The organism is Pseudomonas sp. FW305-28, from assembly GCF_017351395.1.
GTDB classification, from domain to species: domain Bacteria; phylum Pseudomonadota; class Gammaproteobacteria; order Pseudomonadales; family Pseudomonadaceae; genus Aquipseudomonas; species Aquipseudomonas fluorescens_AA.
Map to the genome: position 1 here is coordinate 63,064 of NZ_JACNDD010000005.1, position 18,579 is coordinate 81,642.

15 protein-coding genes and 1 pseudogene are annotated in these 18,579 nt (G+C 58.6%); 7 read left to right on the forward strand and 9 right to left on the reverse strand.

Annotation, left to right across the window (positions count from 1 at the left end; genetic code table 11):
* Window positions 1-22: 22 nt before the first annotated feature.
* The 5 genes from J4E53_RS02520 to J4E53_RS02540 all read left to right on the forward strand — a co-directional run bounded on the left by J4E53_RS02520 (window position 23) and on the right by J4E53_RS02540 (window position 4,798).
* Window positions 23-829: an ABC transporter ATP-binding protein gene (locus J4E53_RS02520; protein WP_103307811.1), complete on the forward strand. Its 807-nt coding sequence runs from the start codon at window positions 23-25 to the stop codon at window positions 827-829.
* Between the two features lie 230 nt (window positions 830-1,059).
* Window positions 1,060-1,860 (forward strand): AraC family transcriptional regulator, encoded by an 801-nt coding sequence (locus J4E53_RS02525; protein WP_103307812.1) that lies wholly within the window; start codon window positions 1,060-1,062, stop codon window positions 1,858-1,860.
* Between the two features lie 57 nt (window positions 1,861-1,917).
* Entirely contained in the window at window positions 1,918-3,342 is a 1,425-nt protein-coding gene (locus J4E53_RS02530) for an FAD-binding oxidoreductase (protein ID WP_103307813.1), read from the forward strand.
* Window positions 3,339-3,680, forward strand: coding sequence for a cupin domain-containing protein (locus J4E53_RS02535; protein WP_072405124.1), 342 nt, complete (start codon window positions 3,339-3,341; stop codon window positions 3,678-3,680). Before J4E53_RS02530 ends, J4E53_RS02535 begins: the two co-directional genes overlap by 4 nt.
* A gap of 44 nt (window positions 3,681-3,724) precedes the next feature.
* Window positions 3,725-4,798 carry a polyamine ABC transporter substrate-binding protein gene (locus tag J4E53_RS02540; protein WP_103307814.1) on the forward strand — a complete coding sequence of 358 codons (1,074 nt, stop codon included), beginning with the start codon at window positions 3,725-3,727 and terminating at the stop codon, window positions 4,796-4,798.
* A gap of 56 nt (window positions 4,799-4,854) precedes the next feature.
* Here the strand turns inward: J4E53_RS02540 and J4E53_RS02545 are convergent, their stop codons facing one another.
* Both J4E53_RS02545 and J4E53_RS02550 read right to left on the reverse strand, forming a co-directional pair.
* A complete protein-coding gene (locus J4E53_RS02545; RefSeq protein WP_103307815.1) occupies window positions 4,855-5,916 on the reverse strand; it encodes an HD-GYP domain-containing protein in 1,062 nt (353 codons plus the stop codon).
* Entirely contained in the window at window positions 5,901-8,801 is a 2,901-nt protein-coding gene (locus tag J4E53_RS02550) for an ATP-binding protein (protein WP_103307816.1), read from the reverse strand. The genes J4E53_RS02545 and J4E53_RS02550 overlap by 16 nt, the downstream gene beginning before the upstream one ends.
* A 232-nt stretch (window positions 8,802-9,033) precedes the next feature.
* Here J4E53_RS02550 and J4E53_RS02555 point away from each other — a divergent pair, with 232 nt between their 5' ends.
* Complete coding sequence (locus tag J4E53_RS02555) at window positions 9,034-12,030, forward strand: PAS domain S-box protein (protein WP_103307817.1); 2,997 nt, start codon at window positions 9,034-9,036, stop codon at window positions 12,028-12,030.
* On the forward strand, window positions 12,027-12,656 hold the full coding sequence (locus tag J4E53_RS02560) for a response regulator transcription factor (protein ID WP_060742930.1): 630 nt from the start codon (window positions 12,027-12,029) through the stop codon (window positions 12,654-12,656). Before J4E53_RS02555 ends, J4E53_RS02560 begins: the two co-directional genes overlap by 4 nt.
* Before the next feature lie 12 nt (window positions 12,657-12,668).
* Here J4E53_RS02560 and J4E53_RS02565 read toward each other — a convergent pair whose 3' ends face one another.
* The 7 genes and pseudogenes from J4E53_RS02565 to J4E53_RS30940 form a co-directional block, all read right to left on the reverse strand.
* Complete coding sequence (locus tag J4E53_RS02565) at window positions 12,669-13,745, reverse strand: chemotaxis response regulator protein-glutamate methylesterase (RefSeq protein WP_060742931.1); 1,077 nt, start codon at window positions 13,743-13,745, stop codon at window positions 12,669-12,671.
* Complete coding sequence (locus tag J4E53_RS02570; RefSeq protein ID WP_060742932.1) at window positions 13,745-14,254, reverse strand: chemotaxis protein CheD; 510 nt, start codon at window positions 14,252-14,254, stop codon at window positions 13,745-13,747. The genes J4E53_RS02565 and J4E53_RS02570 overlap by 1 nt, the downstream gene beginning before the upstream one ends.
* A gap of 1 nt (window position 14,255) precedes the next feature.
* Window positions 14,256-15,059, reverse strand: coding sequence for a protein-glutamate O-methyltransferase CheR (locus tag J4E53_RS02575; protein WP_060742933.1), 804 nt, complete (start codon window positions 15,057-15,059; stop codon window positions 14,256-14,258).
* Window positions 15,056-15,580, reverse strand: coding sequence for a chemotaxis protein CheW (locus J4E53_RS02580; protein ID WP_060742934.1), 525 nt, complete (start codon window positions 15,578-15,580; stop codon window positions 15,056-15,058). The genes J4E53_RS02575 and J4E53_RS02580 overlap by 4 nt, the downstream gene beginning before the upstream one ends.
* Window positions 15,581-15,654: 74 nt before the next feature.
* Window positions 15,655-16,167 (reverse strand): chemotaxis protein CheW, encoded by a 513-nt coding sequence (locus J4E53_RS02585; RefSeq protein WP_060742935.1) that lies wholly within the window; start codon window positions 16,165-16,167, stop codon window positions 15,655-15,657.
* 3 nt (window positions 16,168-16,170) lie between these two features.
* Window positions 16,171-17,250, reverse strand: a complete 1,080-nt coding sequence (locus J4E53_RS30935; protein ID WP_371919201.1) for a methyl-accepting chemotaxis protein — start codon at window positions 17,248-17,250, stop codon at window positions 16,171-16,173.
* A gap of 33 nt (window positions 17,251-17,283) precedes the next feature.
* Window positions 17,284-18,561 (reverse strand): annotated as a pseudogene (locus tag J4E53_RS30940) (methyl-accepting chemotaxis protein); the annotation flags it as partial.
* Window positions 18,562-18,579: the final 18 nt, after the last annotated feature.

Here is an 18,579-nt window from a genome sequence, read left to right on the forward strand (position 1 = left end):
GAGCGCTGGGAAGGAGCATTTAATGTCTGTTGCTGTTAACGCGTCATCGGCTCGCGCCACTGCTATCGCGACTCAGGGGCTGCGTAAAAGTTATGGTGAAATCGAAGTGTTGAAAGGTATCGATTTTACTGCTCGCGAAGGCGAAGTGGTTTCGATTCTTGGAGCCTCTGGATCGGGTAAGTCGACGTTCCTGCGCTGCCTTAATTTGCTGGAGCTTCCCTCCGCAGGATCACTTGATGTTTTTGGAGAGCGCGTAAAGCTGAAACAAGGCGCTTCGGACGCCCATATTGCTGACCGCAAACAAGTGGACCGTTTAAGAACCCAGGTCGCCATGGTCTTCCAGAACTTCTGCTTGTGGAGTCATATGACCGTTCTGGAAAATCTGATGGAAGCCCCTGTTCATGTCCAAGGGCGAAAAAAGGCTGAGGTCCGTGACGAAGCGCTGTCGATTCTGGAGCGCGTTGGCCTGACACATCGAGCCGATGCATACCCAGCACAGCTATCGGGTGGGCAGCAGCAACGAGCGGCCATTGCACGCGCTCTGGTGATGAAGCCTCGCGTGCTGCTGTTCGATGAACCGACGTCAGCTTTGGACCCGGAACTGGTGGGTGAGGTGCTCAAGGTCATGCGCGATCTCGCGACTGAAGGTCGAACAATGCTGATCGTCACGCACGAGATGGCTTTTGCCCGCGATGTTTCTAATCGGATTCTGTTCCTTGACCAAGGGCGCATCGAAGCCCAAGGGCAGACCCAGCAACTTTTTGCAGGAGGGGTCAATGAACGGTTCGATCAGTTTGTTCGCCGCTTCAACGAAAGCGCAGCTCATTGATTAAGTAGATGACGTATTCGTGCCAGGCAGTCGCCCAGCGAGACTGCCTGGTGCGCGGGGGGCGTGAGGGAAATATGACAAAAATCACCACACGATCCGCTCACCATAGCGAGTAACGTTCGGAAAGTAGATATACCGTTGGCGGGCTCAGGTATGAGGCGGCTGTATTTGTTCAGTGAGCCACTGCAGGGCTAGACTGGCGCTAGCCCAGTCTCTACGCCGGTCAACCAATGCCTCTCCTTCCGCCAGATACCGCCGAACAGACAACGCTGACCCTGGAAGTGGTGCTGCGTTACCACATGGCATGGAAACGCCGTGACTTGGAGGCGATTCTCGCGTTGTATCACCCGCAAGTGCAGTACAACGATTTCTTTCAGAACCGCAGCATGGGCCTGACCGAGTTGCGCGCTTACATCACCAGCACGTTGCCGCGCCATCCCGACGAGTATCTTGAACACAACGACCGCATCCGTGCAGATGGCTGTACCGCATTCATCCAGTACCAGACAGCGCTCAAAGGCAGTGGCGAGCGGGTGGTTTTTCGCACCAGTGAAGCCATCACGGTATGTGATGGCCTGATCCTTCGCATAAACGAATATGCCTCACTGGTGCGCGACAGCGAGCCCCAGACTGGGCGCCACGCGCCCGCCATCAGTAAACTGGGGCTCTCGGCGCGTCAGCTGACGTTCATGGCGCGAGACTTGGCCGACTATTTTACGCGCCAGCAGCCCTTCCTCGACCCGGATCTGGACCTTGCACGGATTGCCAGCGCCACCGGGTACAGTCGCAATCAGCTGTCTTACCTGCTGAATCAAGTGCTGGGACAAAGCTTCTATCGCTACGTGACCCAAGCCCGGTTGACCTACCTGCTTGAGCGCCTCGTCAATCACGGTGAAAACGCGCCCATCGATGCCCTTGCGGCGAGTGCCGGATTCAATTCCACCTCGGCGTTCTACAAGGCCTTTCGCAGTCATACCGGCTGCACACCCAAGGCGTGGTTGAAAGCCAATTGCGCGCGTGCCCGCAGATAACACAGCCCCCGTCGCAGCGCATTAATCTCTGTCGGCAATCAACCGATGGAGCATGGGATGTCTGGCTGGGGTGGTGTGAGTTTGTGGATGGAGCAACTCGGCGAGGCGCTGATGCCGCGCCCGGCGTTGTATCAGGATCTGCAAGCAGACGTTGTGATTATCGGCGCCGGTTACAGTGGCCTCTGGGCGGCCTATTACCTTAAACAGCAAGCACCGCACCTGAACATCGTCATCGTTGAAGCACAGATTGCCGGCTTCGGCGCCTCCGGCCGCAATGGTGGCTGGTTGATGGGCAACCTGCTGGGCGAAGACCGACTCCTGGGCCCTTTACCTGCCGCGCAACGTCACGCGGGCTACCAACTGCTGCATGCAATCCCCGACGAGGTGGAGCGAGTGTGCCGCCTCGAAGGCATCGATTGCGAGCTGCGCAAAGGTGGCGTGCTGTACTGCGCGGCGCGTTATCCCGAGCAAGAACGGCGCCTGCGCGAACAGCTCGATGCTGTCCGTGCGCAAGGCCTGGGTGAAGACGACTACCGCTGGTTGAGCCCTCAGGTTTTGCGTGAACAGTTAAATGTGGCCCAGGCGTACGGCGCCCTGTACTCACCTCACTGCGCGACCATCCAGCCTGCACGGTTGGTACGGGGGCTGGCCGAAGCCGTCGAACGGATGGGTGTACGCATTTACGAGCAAAGCCCGGTGCTCGACTGGAAGCCAGGCCAGGTCCGAACCGAGCACGGTCGGGTGAGCGCCGATTGGGTGGTGCCGGCGGTCGAAGGTTATGCCAGCACCCTGCCCCCGTTGAACAAACATCAACTGGCCGCGCAAAGCCTGATCGTCGCGACTGAGCCACTCCCGGCCGATGTATGGGCCGAAATCGGCCTGACCCGTGGCCAGGCGTTCAGCGAAAACAGCCGACAAGTCACCTACGGTCAGCGCAGCCGAGACGATCGCCTGGTGTTTGGCGCCCGCGGTGGATATCGCTTTGGCGGTCGCCTGCGCAGTGACTTCAACCTCACTCAGGCCGAACGAGCATTGCGGCAACACCTGTTTAGTGAACTCTTTCCGATCTTGCGCAATGTGCGCCTGACCCATGCCTGGGGCGGCAATCTGGGGGTTGCCCGGTCCTTTCACCCGCACATGCTCGCCGACCGTCGCCAACGGATCGCGCTGGCGGGTGGCTACGGGGGTGAAGGTGTAGGCGCCAGCAATCTGGGCGGCCGAACCGTGGCGGCGTTGATTCTTGGCCAGGACAACGAACTGACTCGCCAGCCCTGGGTGCTGGATGATCGGCCCCTGGCCTCGTTGCCACGATGGGAGCCTGAGCCTCTGCGCTGGCTGGGTTACAACGCCATTATCCAGAGCTTCGTTCACGAGGATCAGGTATTGGCCAACCTCCATGCGCCACGCTGGCGTCGCCGGATGGCTGAAGGCCTGGCCGGTTGCATGGAACGTCTGATGAAGTCCAAGGAGCCGTTTGCATGAAGATCGATCATTTTCGCGACACCGCCCGTTTGCCGCTCGGTGAGCCTGGCGCTGTTGGTGTACCGCTGGGCGAGCCGCTTTCACAGGTTGCCACGGCATGCGTCGAACGCGACGACGGCGTCGAGGCCGGCGTGTGGGAATGCACCCCCGGCCGCTGGCGGCGCCAGATCGTGCAACAGGAGTTCTGCCATTTCATTCAGGGGCGTTGCACCTTCACCCCGGACGGTGGCGAGCCCTTACATATCCAGGCCGGCGACGCGTTGATGTTCCCTGCGAACACGACGGGAATCTGGGATGTACAAGAAACCGTTCGCAAGAGCTACGTGCTGATTTTCTGAACTGCCTTCATCCATAACGCCTAGAACAAAGGTTGAGGTCTCGCATGTTGAAGTCGATCGTTCCGTTACTGTTGATCGCGTCTACCGCTCAGGCAGCAGACACCGTCAGGATCTACAACTGGAGCAGCTACATCGCTCCAGATACCCTGCAAAACTTTACCACCCAGACCGGGCACCAGACTCAATATGACCTGTACGACAGCAACGAGGTGCTCGACGCCAAACTGATGGCCGGCCATTCAGGGTATGACGTGGTGTTTCCGTCCAACCACTTCATGGCCCGGCAGATCACGGCCGGCGCACTCAAACCGCTGGACCGCAGCAAACTCCCGAACTGGCACAACCTCAACCCGACGCTGATGAAGGTCCTGGAGGCCAATGACCCCGGCAACCGCTACGGTTTTCCCTACCTGTGGGGCAGCACCGGCATCGGCTATAACGTGGCCAAGGTCAAGGCGGTCCTGGGCGATGTACCGATAGACTCGTGGGACATCGTGTTCAAGCCGGAAAACATGAAGAAACTCGCCCGATGCGGCGTGGCGATGCTCGACAATGGTCCCGAGATCCTTCCCATCGCCTTGAACTACCTTGGCCTGCCGCATCACAGCAAGGACAAGGCCGACTACGAGAAGGCGCAGGCCTTGCTACTCAAGGTGCGCCCCTATGTGAGTTACTTCCACAACTCCAAGTACACCAGTGACCTTGCGACGGGTGACGTGTGTCTGGTCGTGGGATTTTCCGGCGATGTGATGCAGGCCGCAGCGCGCGCCAATGAGGCCGGGAACGGCCAGCAGATTGCTTACGCCATCCCCAAGGAAGGCTCACCAATGTGGTTCGACATGGTCGCCATGCCCGCCGATGCGCCGAATGAAGGCGCCGGCTACGAATTTCTCAACTACCTGCTGGACCCCAAGGTGATGGCTGGCATCAGCAATCATGTGCACTATGCCAACGGCAACACCGCCGCCGAGGGGCTGGTCGACAAGGCCATCCGCAACGACCCGATGGTGTACCCGCCTGACAGCGTGATGAAAAAACTCTTTGTGCTGGAGGCCATGCCATTAGAGAACGACCGGCTGCGCACGCGGGTCTGGAGCCGGATTAAAAGCGGGCAATGAAACCTGTCGCCGATGAAGCAGGCACCCGGATCATCGGCGACATCTCCCGGGTCTCATCAGCCCTCTCGCGCATCGGGCAAGCGCAAGCGATCTATTTCGTCAAAGAGATTACAAAAGACGTCCACCAGGGAAGGATCGAACTGGGTACCGGCTTGATCGGTGATGAAACGCCTCGCACGCTCGACATCCCAAGCCTGTTTGTAGGCTCGCGGCATTCTTATGGCGTCATACACATCGCATATCGACACAATCCTTGCCGATAACGGAATCTCCTTACCTCGCAATCCCTTGGGATAACCGGTGCCGTCCCAACGTTCGTGATGCGCCAGGGCAATTTCCGCTGCCAAATCCGTCAAAGGAGACCCCTCCGGGTCATGCAGGATTTCATAACCGATACGGGCATGTTCCTGCATGATCTCTCTTTCCTGCGGTGTCAGCGCGCCAGGTTTTTGCAGAATGGCGTCTTCAATGCCGATTTTTCCAATATCGTGCATCGGGGCCGCCATCTTCATGAGGTCGCACCATTGAGAGGGCATGCCGATAGCCTTGGCCAACAACGCAGCGGACTCGCCAATACGAACAATATGATGCCCCGTGTCATCGTCGCGATAGCTGGCCGCTCGACTCAGACTGCTGCTGATCGCCTTGTAGCTGGAAGCCAGTTGGGCGGTGCGCAGCTCGACTTTGCGCTCAAGTTCGACATTGACGTCGCGCAGCTGCTTCGCCGCCTGCGCCAGCTCCAGGCAATTGCGTACTCTGAGCAGCACTTCAGGCAGGTCGATGGGTTTGGAGATGAAGTCGTTGGCACCCTTTTCCAGCCCTTTTCGTCTGCTCTGCTGGTCATTCAAAGCCGTTACGATGATGACCGGTGACTCAGTGCGGTCTCGTTTATTGAGCCGATCAAGGATCTCGAAGCCGTCAAGCGCGGGCATATCCAGGTCCAGCAACACCAGGTCCCAGGCGTTCGAAAGCAGCCAATCCAGTCCTTGCACCGAGTCGCTGAAGGTCGTGATGTTGCGCAGGCCTACGGCTCGCAAGCATGAATCCAGAAGCCGGAGATTGGTGGGCACATCGTCAATAATGACAACCCTGCTTTCAGCATTTACTTTGGCGAACATGCATCTGCCCTCTTCGTGGCGAGCGTCAATACCAGATGGCGAATACTCTGCCTCTCCAAGGGAGAAGCCACGATGGCCTGGCACTCCAGTTGGCTAATCGAAGCGTGATCGACGGCAGCACGCACCACGATGATCGACAGGGCAGTTTCTGCGATCCTCGTGCGTAAACCGCGGAAAAAAGTCTCCAGCACAGGCACACGGTCCGCGGTGGCAACGATCAATACGCTGATTGCCGTGGCATCAAGCACAACGCTGGCGTCGGGCAACGTGTTGACCCATTGCAACTCGAAATCACCGGCCAGTGCCTCCCGGACCACCTCATCATCCTTGGGGTTGCTGCTTACCAACAGGACGCGTGGCAACGCTATCGTCGACAGGTTGGACTCCCTCCCGGGTGCGGGAAAAGCCGACGAGTACATGTCGATCCAGAAAGTCGACCCCACATTGACGTGGCTTTCAAAGCCCATGCTGCCGTGCATCAGAAGTGCCAGGTCCCGACATAGCGCCAAGCCAATACCCGTGCCCTGGATGGAAGAGTTCTCTTTACCCAAGCGCTGGAAGGGCCTGAACAGCTCGTCCTGCAACGCCGGGGGAATGCCCACACCGGTATCCGTCACATAAAGACGCAGCCGGGTTCCCCCCTCGACAACCATGGCCCCCAGGGTAATGTCTCCACCGGGTCGGTTGTATTTGATTGCATTGGATAACAGATTGATCAGGACTTGCTTGAGGCGACGCTTGTCCGCCCAGACATGCCATGTATCCAGAGGAGCGGTGGTGTGCAAGGTCTGGCCCTGCGCTGCGATCTGCTGGCGAACCATGTCAGCGCAGTTGGATAACAGGCTCGCCACATGCACCGGTTTGAGATCCAGCAGAGGCCTCTCAGCCTGCAAACTGGAGAGTTCGAGCAGATCGTCCATCAACTGCATGAGGTGCTCGCTGGCCTCGATGATTTCCTGCAGGTTGGCCGTTTGCTGCGATGCGTCGTCAGGCGGCTGCATGAGTCCCAATTGGGCAAACCCGTAAATGGCATTCAATGGCGTTCGCAACTCATGACTCATGCTGGAGATGAACTTGGATTTGGCTGTACTGGCGGCCTCTGCCTCCAGGGTTTTCTCCCGCAGATCCAACTGGGTCTGCTTGAGCGTCGTGATGTCGACACACGCCACGACCACGACACTGGCATCCTCAAGCCGCGAGGGTTCCAGCATGCGCCCCCGGCAAAGGATCCAGATCAACTTGCCATGCACGTCCCGGATCCGGAACTCCGCTTCCGGCGCCACGCTGGCAGTACCCCTGGCCTCCTCCAGAAACCGCATGAAGGTCTGCCGGTCTTCAATGGGTATGTTCTCCAGCAGTGTCGCCATCGGCACTTCATTGGCGGCAAAGCCGAAACGCTGGCACAGGGCGCCCTTGAGAATAAAACGCTGCCGCTGGGGGTAATACTCCCAGAGCCCTTCGGCAAAACTCTCCATGACCAACTCTAGACGCTGCTGTGTGGAACTGCGAACAAACTCGGCCTGGGCCAACTGCCTGCCCATTCCCAGTGCCTGGTTGGACATTGACCAGAGTTCGGAGATATCGGAGGGGCTCTCCGCCGGTTGCCAGTTACCCCGGCCAATCTCTCGCATCATTCGTGAAACCCCCTGCACCGGCGCGCTCAATTGGCGACTGAGGTTACGTGTCCGCCACCACATGAAGGCAAAGAACAAGGCGTAGAACAGGACCAGCCCCGCGACCAACAAATAACCCACATCGCGGTAATGACTGGCGAGCAGATTGGTTTCCTGCATGACCGCTGCTTCGTCCACCACCGCCAGCAAGAACCACCCGGTGGAGGGAATCACATTCCAGGCGACCAGATGAGGCCGTCCATTCAACGTCAGGGCAACAATGCCCCCCGGATGGCCCGGTAAGTTCTGATTGAGGCTGGCGAGGTCCGGATGACGGGTAAGATTTAAATCCGGGGACTGCAGACGCTCGCGATCAACAGGCTCTGCGGCGGGCTGGTTCTCGACTCGCAGGGAGAAGTCACGTTGGCCCGCCTTGGGTACGGCCATGACATCGAGCTTGTCATTGACCAGCATCAGGTAGCCATCCCACGGCATCTGCAACTGTTCGATTCGCTTCAAGATGCCGTCGACCGTGACATCAACTCCGGCGACACCCTCGAGAAAGTCGCCCTTATAGACCGGCGCAATGGCAGACATCATCCACCCCTGGCCGGCGGGGTCCAGGTAGACATCCGTCCAGACTACTTTTTTATCAGGATTGTGCTGTGCATCGGCCAGGTAGTAGAAGTTGTATTGGGTGATGTCCATATCATGCGGGTATTGCTCGAGCGTATTGAACCAGGGGTAAATCCGGTTATAGCTGTCCCAACTGTTGAAATAGATACTGGCAATCAGAGGATCCCCGTCCTTCAACTGCTTCATCATGAAATCCTGATTGGCCAGCAGGGATACCTTGTAGAGATCCTGATCTTGCGGCGCAGTGACATTCGAATAAAACGAGGCGGATGCTCCATCGTTTGCTGCGCTGTAACGGACACCGTCGGCACTTAATGATAGCGATGCTGCCACGAGGTGCTGTTTCTCGGTGAGTTCATGCTCCGTGGATTTGGCATAAAGATCGATCGCCTTGTGGATCTGCTCAAGTTGTCCCTGCACCAGCAATGCATTCTGCTGAACCGACACCTGAATGTCTCGTGTTGCACTTTGATGCAGGTACTCGATCTGAGAACTTCGAATGGACTGGTTGGTGATGAAGTAAGTGGTGATCAGCACACCCTCCACCAAAACAAGCGGCAAGAGGCTGGTACTGGCGAATGCTCGCCAGATCCATCTGCGCAAACTCACCCTCTTCTTCTTTGAAGTTGTTTGCATAAGCACGCTCGTTGCGTTGGCGGCACAAACGATATCACAATGACATCATTGTGAGCCCATCCTCGGTTTCTGTCCAACGGGACTCTCTTCTATCGTTCGCCGTCTACACGACCTTGCAGGTCCCCAGCATCGATCAAAAGCGTGTGGGCAGCCTTATGACCATAGTCGAACACTCGATTTCGGCCTCAAGACTTAAGCTATGCTCAAAAACAGTGATCAGAGGATGGGGCGAATGGATTCAGCCATAGCGGTAGCAACACCGTTCACGCAGGATGCGGATGACGTGGGTGTCGTGTTGCTGGATGCCCAGGGAACGTTGCTCATCATGGATGACTGCGCCAGTCGGCTACTGGGGCTGAGCGAAAGCGTCGCCGCCCTTGTTCCCTCGCCTGCATTGTTTTCTCTCAAGCGTCTGACTTTTGAAAAGCACCTGACCCATGCGCGACTCAAAGGGAACTGGCATTTTCAAAGTGCGTCGGCGAACGGCGACACGCTGAAAGTGACACTCGACTACAGGGCACAACAATCCACATTCCTGGTGAAGATCCGCCACGCCGAACGCATCCACCTTGCCGAACAGGACTATCGCCTGGCGTTCGATTCTGCTGGCACAGGCCTGGCCTTATTGCGAATGAGCGGTGAATGGATCGCGGCCAATCAAATGCTGTGTCAGATGCTCGGCTACACCGAAGCAGAACTTCGCGCCACATCTTTCCAGCGTTTGACGCATCCGGACGACACCGATATCAGTAAGGATGAATTGCACAGACTCATCCTGGGACACCGTACGAGCCTGACGTTGGAAAAACGCTACATCCGTAAGGACGGCAGCACGCTGTGGGCACGCCTGACCCTGGGCATCGCCCGTAACGCTGATGCAGAAGCGCTTTACTTCGTATCGCAGCTGGAAGACATCAGTGAACATCTCGCCTTGCGTCAGGCATTGTTCAATAACGAACAGAAGTACCTCTCACTGGCCAAAAGCTCACAAAACATCATCCTTCGCTACAACCGGCTAGGACAACAAATCTATGCCAATCCCGAGCTTGAGCGCGCCCGGGGTTTTCCCAACACTCACATCACCGAACGCGCCTCGACGCACAATCCGCTGGACGAATACTTTCGCACGCAAGTAGAACTTACGCTTTCAACCGGCGTAGCCAATACGTTCCTGTTGGAAAACAGGGGCTCACACTCACGTCGCTCCGTGGATTTCCTGTGCAACCTGACGCCGGAGCATGACGAAACAGGCGAGCTGTGCGGGGTGCTGGTCACCGCCCAGGATATCAGTGCGTTGCGCCGACAGGAGCGGGCCGAGAATGCGCGCTCCGCCATTTTTCAAAAGATGGTCACTCACGACACCCTCCGGGAGGTGCTGCCACTGCTCGGCGCCTACCTGGATATTCTGACGCCCGGGCTTCACAACGCCATGGCCTTCAAGGCTGTGCCTGGCGACGAATCCCATCGCGCCCCTCCTACGGACACGTCCTCGATTGCAACCTGTCTGGCCGAAGATCTTGATCGACACCCCGAGCGGTTCGAACACCATCACTTCATCGCTGATTTGAAAAGCGACGCCGCGGGCCTCGCGTTCAGCCAGCCCGCCTTGCAGGCAGGCTATCGAGGTTGTTGGGTAGAACCGGTGGTCAATAAGACCGGTGTCGCGATGGGGGCCATCCTGTTGTTCGTCGGTGGGGACGCCCAACTGAGCGAGCAGGATCGCAAGCATGCACAAATGGCCAGTCATATCGGTGCCATCGCCTGGGAGCGCTGCTCGGCCCACAGCCACCTGGCGCAAAGCGAACGCCGTTACCGCGAAGTCTTCGACCATTCGCAAGATATGCTTTGCCTGCTCGCCGTGGATGCCGACCAGCAACTCAGTTGCCTGGAGGCCAATCCAAAGCTATGCGACATGCTCGCCAAAAGTCACTCCGACATGATCGGCCAATCGTTGGGCCAGTGCCTGGAAAAAGAAGCCGCCAGTATCGTCGAGGCGATCTGCCTGCACTGCATCGCCGTGGGAGCCCCCATCGAACTGGATGCACATCTGCCCTGCGGTCAGCGCTCACTCGTTGTCCATTTCAACCTGGTACCCGTAGCCGATTCAAACGGGCGCTTGCATCGCCTGGTGTGCATTGCTCGCAACATTACCGACATCCTGGAGGCCCAGCGCAACGAACTGGCCCGGCAGCAGGAAATCGGCACGCTGGTTGAAAACTCTCCGGACGGTATTGCACGACTGAGTCGAACGGCAGAGCTGCTGTTCGTCAATCCGGCATTGGAAGCCTGGTTGGATCGCCCGCAAATCGATTTACTGCACAAGGACCTGCTCGAGATTCTGCCGAAAAACCTGCAGAGCCAATTATTCCATGCCGCCGTCATCGACGCGGTGGAAAAAGGCCAGCCTCTGGAGCATGAGTATGTGCTCACCGAGCAACATCGATTGCAACGCGTCTATCACATCAGTCTCGTTCCCGAGCAGGACATCCAGGGAAAAATCGCCACCGTTCTGGCTGTCGTTCGCGACATATCGCAGCTACGCCTGGCTGAACTGCGCCTGGCTTCGCTCAACAAACAACTGCGCCAATTGATGTCCAGTCGGGAAAGTGCGCGGGAAGAGGAACGCAAACTCATTGCGCAGGAGATCCACGATGAGCTCGGACAACATCTGACCGCCATACGCATGGGCACTTCGCTGCTGCGCTTCCAGTACGGCGAGCAACTGCCCCAGCTCAGCGAACAGGTGGCACGCCTGCTGCAACTGATCGACCAAACGGTGCAGGTGGTCAGGAACATTTCCACCAGCCTGCGCCCCTCCATCCTCAACATGGGTATCGCCGCGTCACTGGAATGGCTGACCGACACGTTCAAGCAGCAGCAAGGCATCGACTGCAACCTGCAGATCCACCCGCAGAAAATCCATTTGGACGACGCCAGCGCAACCGCTGCATTCAGGATCGCCCAGGAGTCGCTGACCAACATCGCCCGGCACGCCGAAGCCACTCGGGTCGATATCAGGTTTGAGCAAGGCGAGCATGACTGGTCACTGGAAATCACCGACAACGGCAAGGGCTTCGAGCAACGCGAACAATCATCCAGGACCCTCGGCTTGCTGGGAATGCGCGAACGGGGCCTGACCTTGGGGGGAACCACCACCATATCCAGCACCCCGGGCAGCGGCACGACTGTCCAACTACGTGTACCCGCTTCAAGGAGTCAAGACTCATGATCCGTTTAATGGTGGCCGACGATCACACGATCATGCGCGAAGGCCTCAAGCAATTGTTCGCGCTGGTCAAGGATATTGCCGTGGTGGCAGAAGCGGAGAACGGCGCCCAGGTCCTGGAGTTGTTGCGCCATACCGAGATCGATGTGCTCCTGCTCGACATGACCATGCCTGGTTCGAGTGGCGAGGACCTGATTGGCCGTATCCACGCCCATTACCCCAAGCTGCCGATGCTCATCCTGAGCATGCACAATGAAGCCCACATCGCCCAGCGAGCCCTACGCGCCGGCGCTTCAGGCTACATGACCAAGGACCGCGACCCGGAAGCGCTGCTGGCGGCGATCCGCAAGGTGAGCACCGGCGCGCGCTACCTCGATCCACAACTGGCCGAACAAATCGCACTGCAAAGCAGCGGTGTGACACCCGAGAACGCCTCGCAGAGCCTGACCTCCCGTGAATTCCAGATCCTGCGCATGCTGGCCCAAGGGCTGAGCGTCAACCAGATCGCCGAACAACTGGTGATCAGCAACAAGACCGTCAGCACGCACAAGACTCGGCTGATGGAAAAGATGTGCTTTGCCACCAGTACCGATCTGGTGCGCTACGCCTTGAATGAAGGGCTGGTCTGAAGACGCCGCGACTCAGGGCTGATGACCGCGAACGCCAAGGATGGCGGAAGCAATCTGCTCCAGGGGCAGCTCACGCTCGACCGCGCCCAGCTTGAACGCCTCGCGCGGCATTCCATACACCACGCACGACTCTTCATCCTGCCCCAAGGTCCTGGCGCCGGCATCACGCATCTCCTTGAGGCCCCGAGCGCCATCATCCCCCATGCCCGTCATGATGATGCCCAAGGCATTGCTGCCTGCGCTGCGTGCGACCGAACGGAACAATACATCCACCGAGGGTCGATGTCGGCTGACGGGAGGTCCCTGCACAATATCCACCTGGTATTGGGCGCCACTGCGCTTGACCAGCATGTGAGTGCCTCCCGGTGCGATCAGCGCCCGCCCGGGAATGATGCGATCACCCTGTACCGCCTCGCGAACCTCGATCTCGCAAACGTGATTGAGGCGCTCGGCGAAGGCGGCGGTAAACTTCTCCGGCATGTGCTGCACCACGACAATGCCGGGACATACCCGCGACAACCCTTGCAGGACCTGTTCAAGGGCCTGGGTGCCTCCGGTGGAAGTGCCTATGGCAACGATGCTTTCAGTCGTGCGGGCCATGGCTACGGACGCAGGGGACAGGATCGAGTCGGCACTGAGCCGGGGCGGTACGTCGACAGGCGCCCGGGCGCCCACCAGGCGCCGCAGGTTGGCCTTCGCTGCGCCCCTGACGGCCTGGACCAGTTCGTCCGCGTTTTCAGTCAGGAACTGTCGCAGGTTGGACTGTGGCTTGGTGACGATACTGACTGCACCGGCCGCCAACGCCTGCAAGGTGGTCTTGGCGCCCTTCTCTGTCAGCGTCGAACAAATCACCACCGGCGTAGGCTTTTGCGCCATCAGTTTTTTCAGGAAGGTAATGCCGTCCATTCGTGGCATCTCGACGTCCAACACAATGACGTCAGGCCATTGCCTGCTCATCTTCTCCATGGCGTACACCGGATCGACGGCGACGTCGATCACCTGGATTCCACTGGCCTGGTTCAGAACCGCACTCAGCACCTGGCGCACCACGGCGGAATCATCCACGATCAAGACCTTGATATCCGTCATCAGACATTACTCTTGGGCGATTCGAATACTTTGCGTACCGAATCGGCATGATTGAGCTGAAGGCGTCCAGTGCTCACATCGAACACCAAGTGACGATACCCCCGGCCACCTACGTGATAGGCCCGGCATTGCAACCCATGGTCCTGGATCAGGCGCCTGGCGGCATTGACGTTCTGTTGGCCAATCCCGATAGCGTCACCGCGCTCCACTCCGGGAAACATGTCAGCCCCGCCAAAAAGGCTCACCTCGAACTGCTCGGGCCGGGCGCCCGCTTGATGAATGCACTCGAACAGCAGCATCAATGCATCCGTCGCATAACGACCGTTCAGGTGTCCCGCGCCGTGGCCTCCTCGACGAGGCAACATGAAATGACACATGCCGCCCAACAAGCGTTGCGGATGCCAGAACACCAGGGCAACACAAGACCCCAGCACCGTACATAAGCGCATCTGGCGCCCTCCGAACGCCACCTCGCCGGGCTGCAGGAAATATTCGACCACCCGAGCCATCTCAAGCATCCGGTTTGCGATAGATCGAAGGCTTGACCACCTGCAATTCATCGCTGATACCATTCAGGCTTTCCGAATGGCTCACGATGAAATAGCCCCCCGGCCTCAGGTGTTTGCTCAAGCGCTTCACCACTTCGGACTTGGTCTGGTTATCGAAATAGATCATCACGTTGCGCAGGAAGATCACGTCGAACTGCCCCACCGAAGGCAGCGCATTGTTCAAGTTGATCGAAGTGAACGTGATCCGTGACGCCAACGCGCGGTCGACCATGAAAATACCGTTGTTGCAGCCCACACCCTTCAGGCAGTACTTGTTCAACAGCGCCTCGGGAATACCGCGGATACCATCCAGTGGGTAGCGTCCGCCCTGGGCTTTTTCCAGCACCCGGCTACTGATATCGGAAGCGAGGATCTCCCATGGCCGGGTGCCCAGGCTGTCGGCCAGCACCATGGCCAGGGTGTAGGGTTCCTCTCCCGTGGAGCAGGCACCACTCCAGATACGCACTGGGCCATTGCCACGAAGCCCGGGAAGAATCACGTCGCGCAGAAACTCGAAATGCTTGGGTTCGCGGAAAAAGTAGGTTTCGTTGGTGGTCAGCAAGTCCACCGCCATTTGCAACTCGGCCCGGTCCTTCATCAGCAAACGGTAATAGCTGCCATAGGTGGTCAAGTTGAAAAACTGCAGACGCTTGGCCAAGCGGCCACTGACCAGCTGTTTCTTGGCGACGGATAAGCTGATCCCGGCGATTTCATGAATCATTGACCGGAACTGCTGGAACTCGTTGTCGGAGAGAACGGCATTCATGCTTGCAACCCGTCCTCGTTGATGTTCGAAGGAAACAGCGCCGACCAATCATCGCTTCCGAGCATGCGCTCGATGTCCAGCAACAAGACGAAACGATCACTGAGCTTGCCAATCCCCACCACGAACTCAGGGCTAAGGCGCCCCTGGAGTGCCGGTGCCGGCTCGATCTGCTCGGCCGGTATCTCCAGCACCTCGCTGACGGCGTCCACGATGATGCCCACCAGGCCTGTGCCACCGCTGCCGTGGACTTCCAGCATGACGATGCAGGTGCGTGGGTTTTCCAAAGTCTGGGCGCCGCCAAAACACAATCCGAGATCCAGCACTGGAATGGCCGCACCGCGCAGGTTGGTGATGCCGCGAACCTTTGGCGGCGCCATCGGCAACGGGGTAATCGGGCCGTATTCGACAATCTCCCGGACGCACAGGGTACCTACCGCAAACATCTCCTGACCCACGCTGAAGGTCAGGTACTGTGGGGCTGCCGTCCCTGGGGCCGGCGAACGCGATGCGGATATGGACATGTTTCACTCCTCGGGACCCACCGCAGGCGGCGGCCCCCTCTCAAGACAACGTACGCACGCGTGGGCGCGACGACTCAATGCAACTGGCTGGCGATCTCACGGACACACAGCACCTGGTCGAGCTGAAGCACCGTCAGGAACGCCCCTCGTATCTTGACCATCCCTCGAATGAAGTCTTCACGGATCCGGTTCCCGATCGCTGGCGCGGCCTTGATGTCGGCCAGCTCGATTTCGATCACTTCGCTCACCGAGTCGACGACAATGCCCAGCACGTGGGGTTCGCCTTCCTGGATCAACTCCAGGATAACGATGCAGGTCCTGTTGCCTTGCTGCGTGGTGCCCTTGCCAAAGCGCGCCTGCAGATCGATCACCGGGACCACCGAACCGCGGAGGTTGATCACCCCGCGGATAAAGTCCGGCATCATCGGTACGCTTGTCACCTGGCCGTATTCGATGATCTCGCGTACACACAAGGTATCGATTGCATAGACCTCCCTGGCGGACACGAATGTCAGGAATTGCAGGAACTCGCTGTCGCAAGGACTCTGCGGCGCATACTCGAAATGACTCACGACTGCAGCGTCCATGGCTCAACTCCCGAAGCGAATGAAACCGCCTTCCTGGGCATGCTCACTGCTTTGCATACCGCCCAGACTGGAAGAAGCGGCCCGAGGAACGGCAGACACCGCCACCCGACCCTGCAGGGTGAAAAAGCCCATCAACTCCTGCAACTGTTCGGCCTGGCTGCTCATTTCCTCGGCGGTGGCGGCCAGCTCCTCGGAAGCCGAGGCGTTTTGCTGAGTGATCTGACTCATCTGCGACATGGCGGTATTGATCTGCTCGGAGCCGATGGACTGCTCTTCAGATGCAGCGGCGATCTCCTGGACCAAATCGGAAGTCTTGGTGATCGAGGGTACGATTTCATCCAGCAAGTTGCCGGCCCGTTCAGCCAGGGCAACACTGCTTTTGGCCACCTGGCCGATTTCCTGTGCCGCGACCTGGCTACGCTCGGCGAGTTTGCGCACCTCAGCGGCGACGACCGCAAAGCCCTTGCCATGTTCACCGGCACGGGCCGCTTCGATGGCCGCGTTGAGCGCCAACAGATTCGTCTGATAGGCAATCGAGTCGACGATCCCAATCTTCTCCGCGATGGTTTTCATGGCCGAGACGGTGTCCTTGACGGCCTGCCCACCCTCGCTCGCTTCCTTGCTCGCCTTGCCGGCCATGCCATCGGTCACCTTGGCATTCTCGGTGTTCTGCGAAATCGACGCCGACATTTGCTCCATCGACGCCGACGTCTCTTCAACCGACGCCGCCTGTACCGAAGCCGATTGGCTGATGCTCTGGGCCGTGGCGGAGATCTCTTCCGAGGCGCTGGAGAGCGAATCGGCGGAGCTGCGAACCTCGCCGATGATCTGCGAGAGTTTGCTCACCGTTTCGTTGACCGCGTTCTTCAGGTCTTGCAGGCTGCCCTGGTAATCACCTTTGACGCTGCGGGTCAGGTCACCACCGGACAGGGCCACCATGACCTCCATCGCCTCGCTGAGCGGCGCAACAATCGAGTCCAGCGTGCTATTGATCCCCGCCACGATGCGGCGGAAATCCCCTTGATGGCGAGTACTGTCCGCACGGGTATCGAGCCGGCCGACCACCGCATTCTCGCTGAGCATCTGGGTGTCTTCGATCAGCGCCTGGATGTTGCGGCGCAGTTGCTCGATGTTGTCGTTGATAAAGGCTTTTTTGCCGGGGAACTGGGCCAGGGGCGCCGACAGGTCGCCTTCACCGAAAGAACGTATGCAAGCCATGGCCTGTTTTTTCACGCTGATGTGGCCATCGACCATGTCGTTGATGCCTTGGGCGATCTGACGGTACGAGCCTTGGAATCGCTGTACGTCGATATGCACATCGATGTCACCTTTCTCATGCTCGTCCGACATGTGACGCATCTCTTCGATCAACGCCATGATGGTGCTGCGCAGATGCTCGATGGTGACGTTAATGAACGCCTTCTTGCCGGGGAACGCTTGCAGGGGCGCCTGCAGATCGCCCTCGCTGATCGACTTGATGCAGGCCATGGCTTGCTTCTTGACGTTGATATGCCCGGCAACCATGTCGTTGATACCTTGCGCCATCAGCCCATAACTGCCAGCGAAGCGTGCCGCATCGATCTGCACGTCGATGTCGCCTTTATCGTGCTCCGCGGACATCTGGGTCATATCGCTGATCAACTGATTCAAGGTCCCGCTCAGGCGGTCCATGGAACCCATCAGTCCGGTACGTTCAAGGCCATTGCTACTGCCTTGCACGTCCAACTGCCCGGCCACGAACCGCTCCGCCAACAGGCGTACATCGTCGGGCTCGCCACCCAAGGTGTGCAGCAGCCGGCGTACCAGGAAGAAACCGATCAAGCCGATCACCAGCAAGGTGGCGCCACCGACCAAGGCAATGCTGTAGATCGCCGTCTGTTCGGTCGATGCCGCAATCGCTGCATTTTTTCGTCCCAGGTCCAGGTTGTGCTGGCGGATATCACTCAAGGCCGAAGTGACCTTTTCACGTGTCACGTCCAGGTCGAGCAGCACGGTGCGGGCTTCAGGGGCTGCATTGCGCAGGGCGTTGTCGAAACGCTCCACACCCCGGTTGTATTCGTTCACCGTGCTGCGCAAGGCGCTGAGCAGCGTCGCATCACGATCGTCGGAGACGAACTCTTTCTGGTAGCGATCAAGTGCCTGGAGTACCGACTCCTTGTCACTTTGCTGGGAATTACCGGCAGGTCCGGACAGGCTCTGCCATTGGCGGCTGTGGCTATCCGCAAGGGCCAGGGCCACATGATCCAGCAACTGCAGGCTGGGCACGGTATTGACTTGCGCATAGCTGGCGGTGCTCCTGACCCCACCCATCAGATAAAGACTGAGACTGACCAGGACCAGGATGCCCAACAGAGCAGAGGCGACCAGCAGCGAGATATTTTTTTTGACGGTCATGATGCTGTACTCCAGGGA

Coding starts and splice junctions, on each gene's coding strand:
- J4E53_RS02570 (WP_060742932.1), bottom strand. CDS start 14,254: ATGGCTCGGGTGGTCGAATATTTCCTGCAGCCCGGCGAGGTGGCGTTC.
- J4E53_RS02545 (WP_103307815.1), bottom strand. CDS start 5,916: ATGTTCGCCAAAGTAAATGCTGAAAGCAGGGTTGTCATTATTGACGAT.
- J4E53_RS02550 (WP_103307816.1), bottom strand. CDS start 8,801: ATGCAAACAACTTCAAAGAAGAAGAGGGTGAGTTTGCGCAGATGGATC.
- J4E53_RS02535 (WP_072405124.1), top strand. CDS start 3,339: ATGAAGATCGATCATTTTCGCGACACCGCCCGTTTGCCGCTCGGTGAG.
- J4E53_RS02565 (WP_060742931.1), bottom strand. CDS start 13,745: ATGACGGATATCAAGGTCTTGATCGTGGATGATTCCGCCGTGGTGCGC.
- J4E53_RS02585 (WP_060742935.1), bottom strand. CDS start 16,167: ATGGACGCTGCAGTCGTGAGTCATTTCGAGTATGCGCCGCAGAGTCCT.
- J4E53_RS02525 (WP_103307812.1), top strand. CDS start 1,060: ATGCCTCTCCTTCCGCCAGATACCGCCGAACAGACAACGCTGACCCTG.
- J4E53_RS02575 (WP_060742933.1), bottom strand. CDS start 15,059: ATGAATGCCGTTCTCTCCGACAACGAGTTCCAGCAGTTCCGGTCAATG.
- J4E53_RS02540 (WP_103307814.1), top strand. CDS start 3,725: ATGTTGAAGTCGATCGTTCCGTTACTGTTGATCGCGTCTACCGCTCAG.
- J4E53_RS30935 (WP_371919201.1), bottom strand. CDS start 17,250: ATGCTCAGCGAGAATGCGGTGGTCGGCCGGCTCGATACCCGTGCGGAC.
- J4E53_RS02580 (WP_060742934.1), bottom strand. CDS start 15,580: ATGTCCATATCCGCATCGCGTTCGCCGGCCCCAGGGACGGCAGCCCCA.
- J4E53_RS02530 (WP_103307813.1), top strand. CDS start 1,918: ATGTCTGGCTGGGGTGGTGTGAGTTTGTGGATGGAGCAACTCGGCGAG.
- J4E53_RS02520 (WP_103307811.1), top strand. CDS start 23: ATGTCTGTTGCTGTTAACGCGTCATCGGCTCGCGCCACTGCTATCGCG.
- J4E53_RS02560 (WP_060742930.1), top strand. CDS start 12,027: ATGATCCGTTTAATGGTGGCCGACGATCACACGATCATGCGCGAAGGC.
- J4E53_RS02555 (WP_103307817.1), top strand. CDS start 9,034: ATGGATTCAGCCATAGCGGTAGCAACACCGTTCACGCAGGATGCGGAT.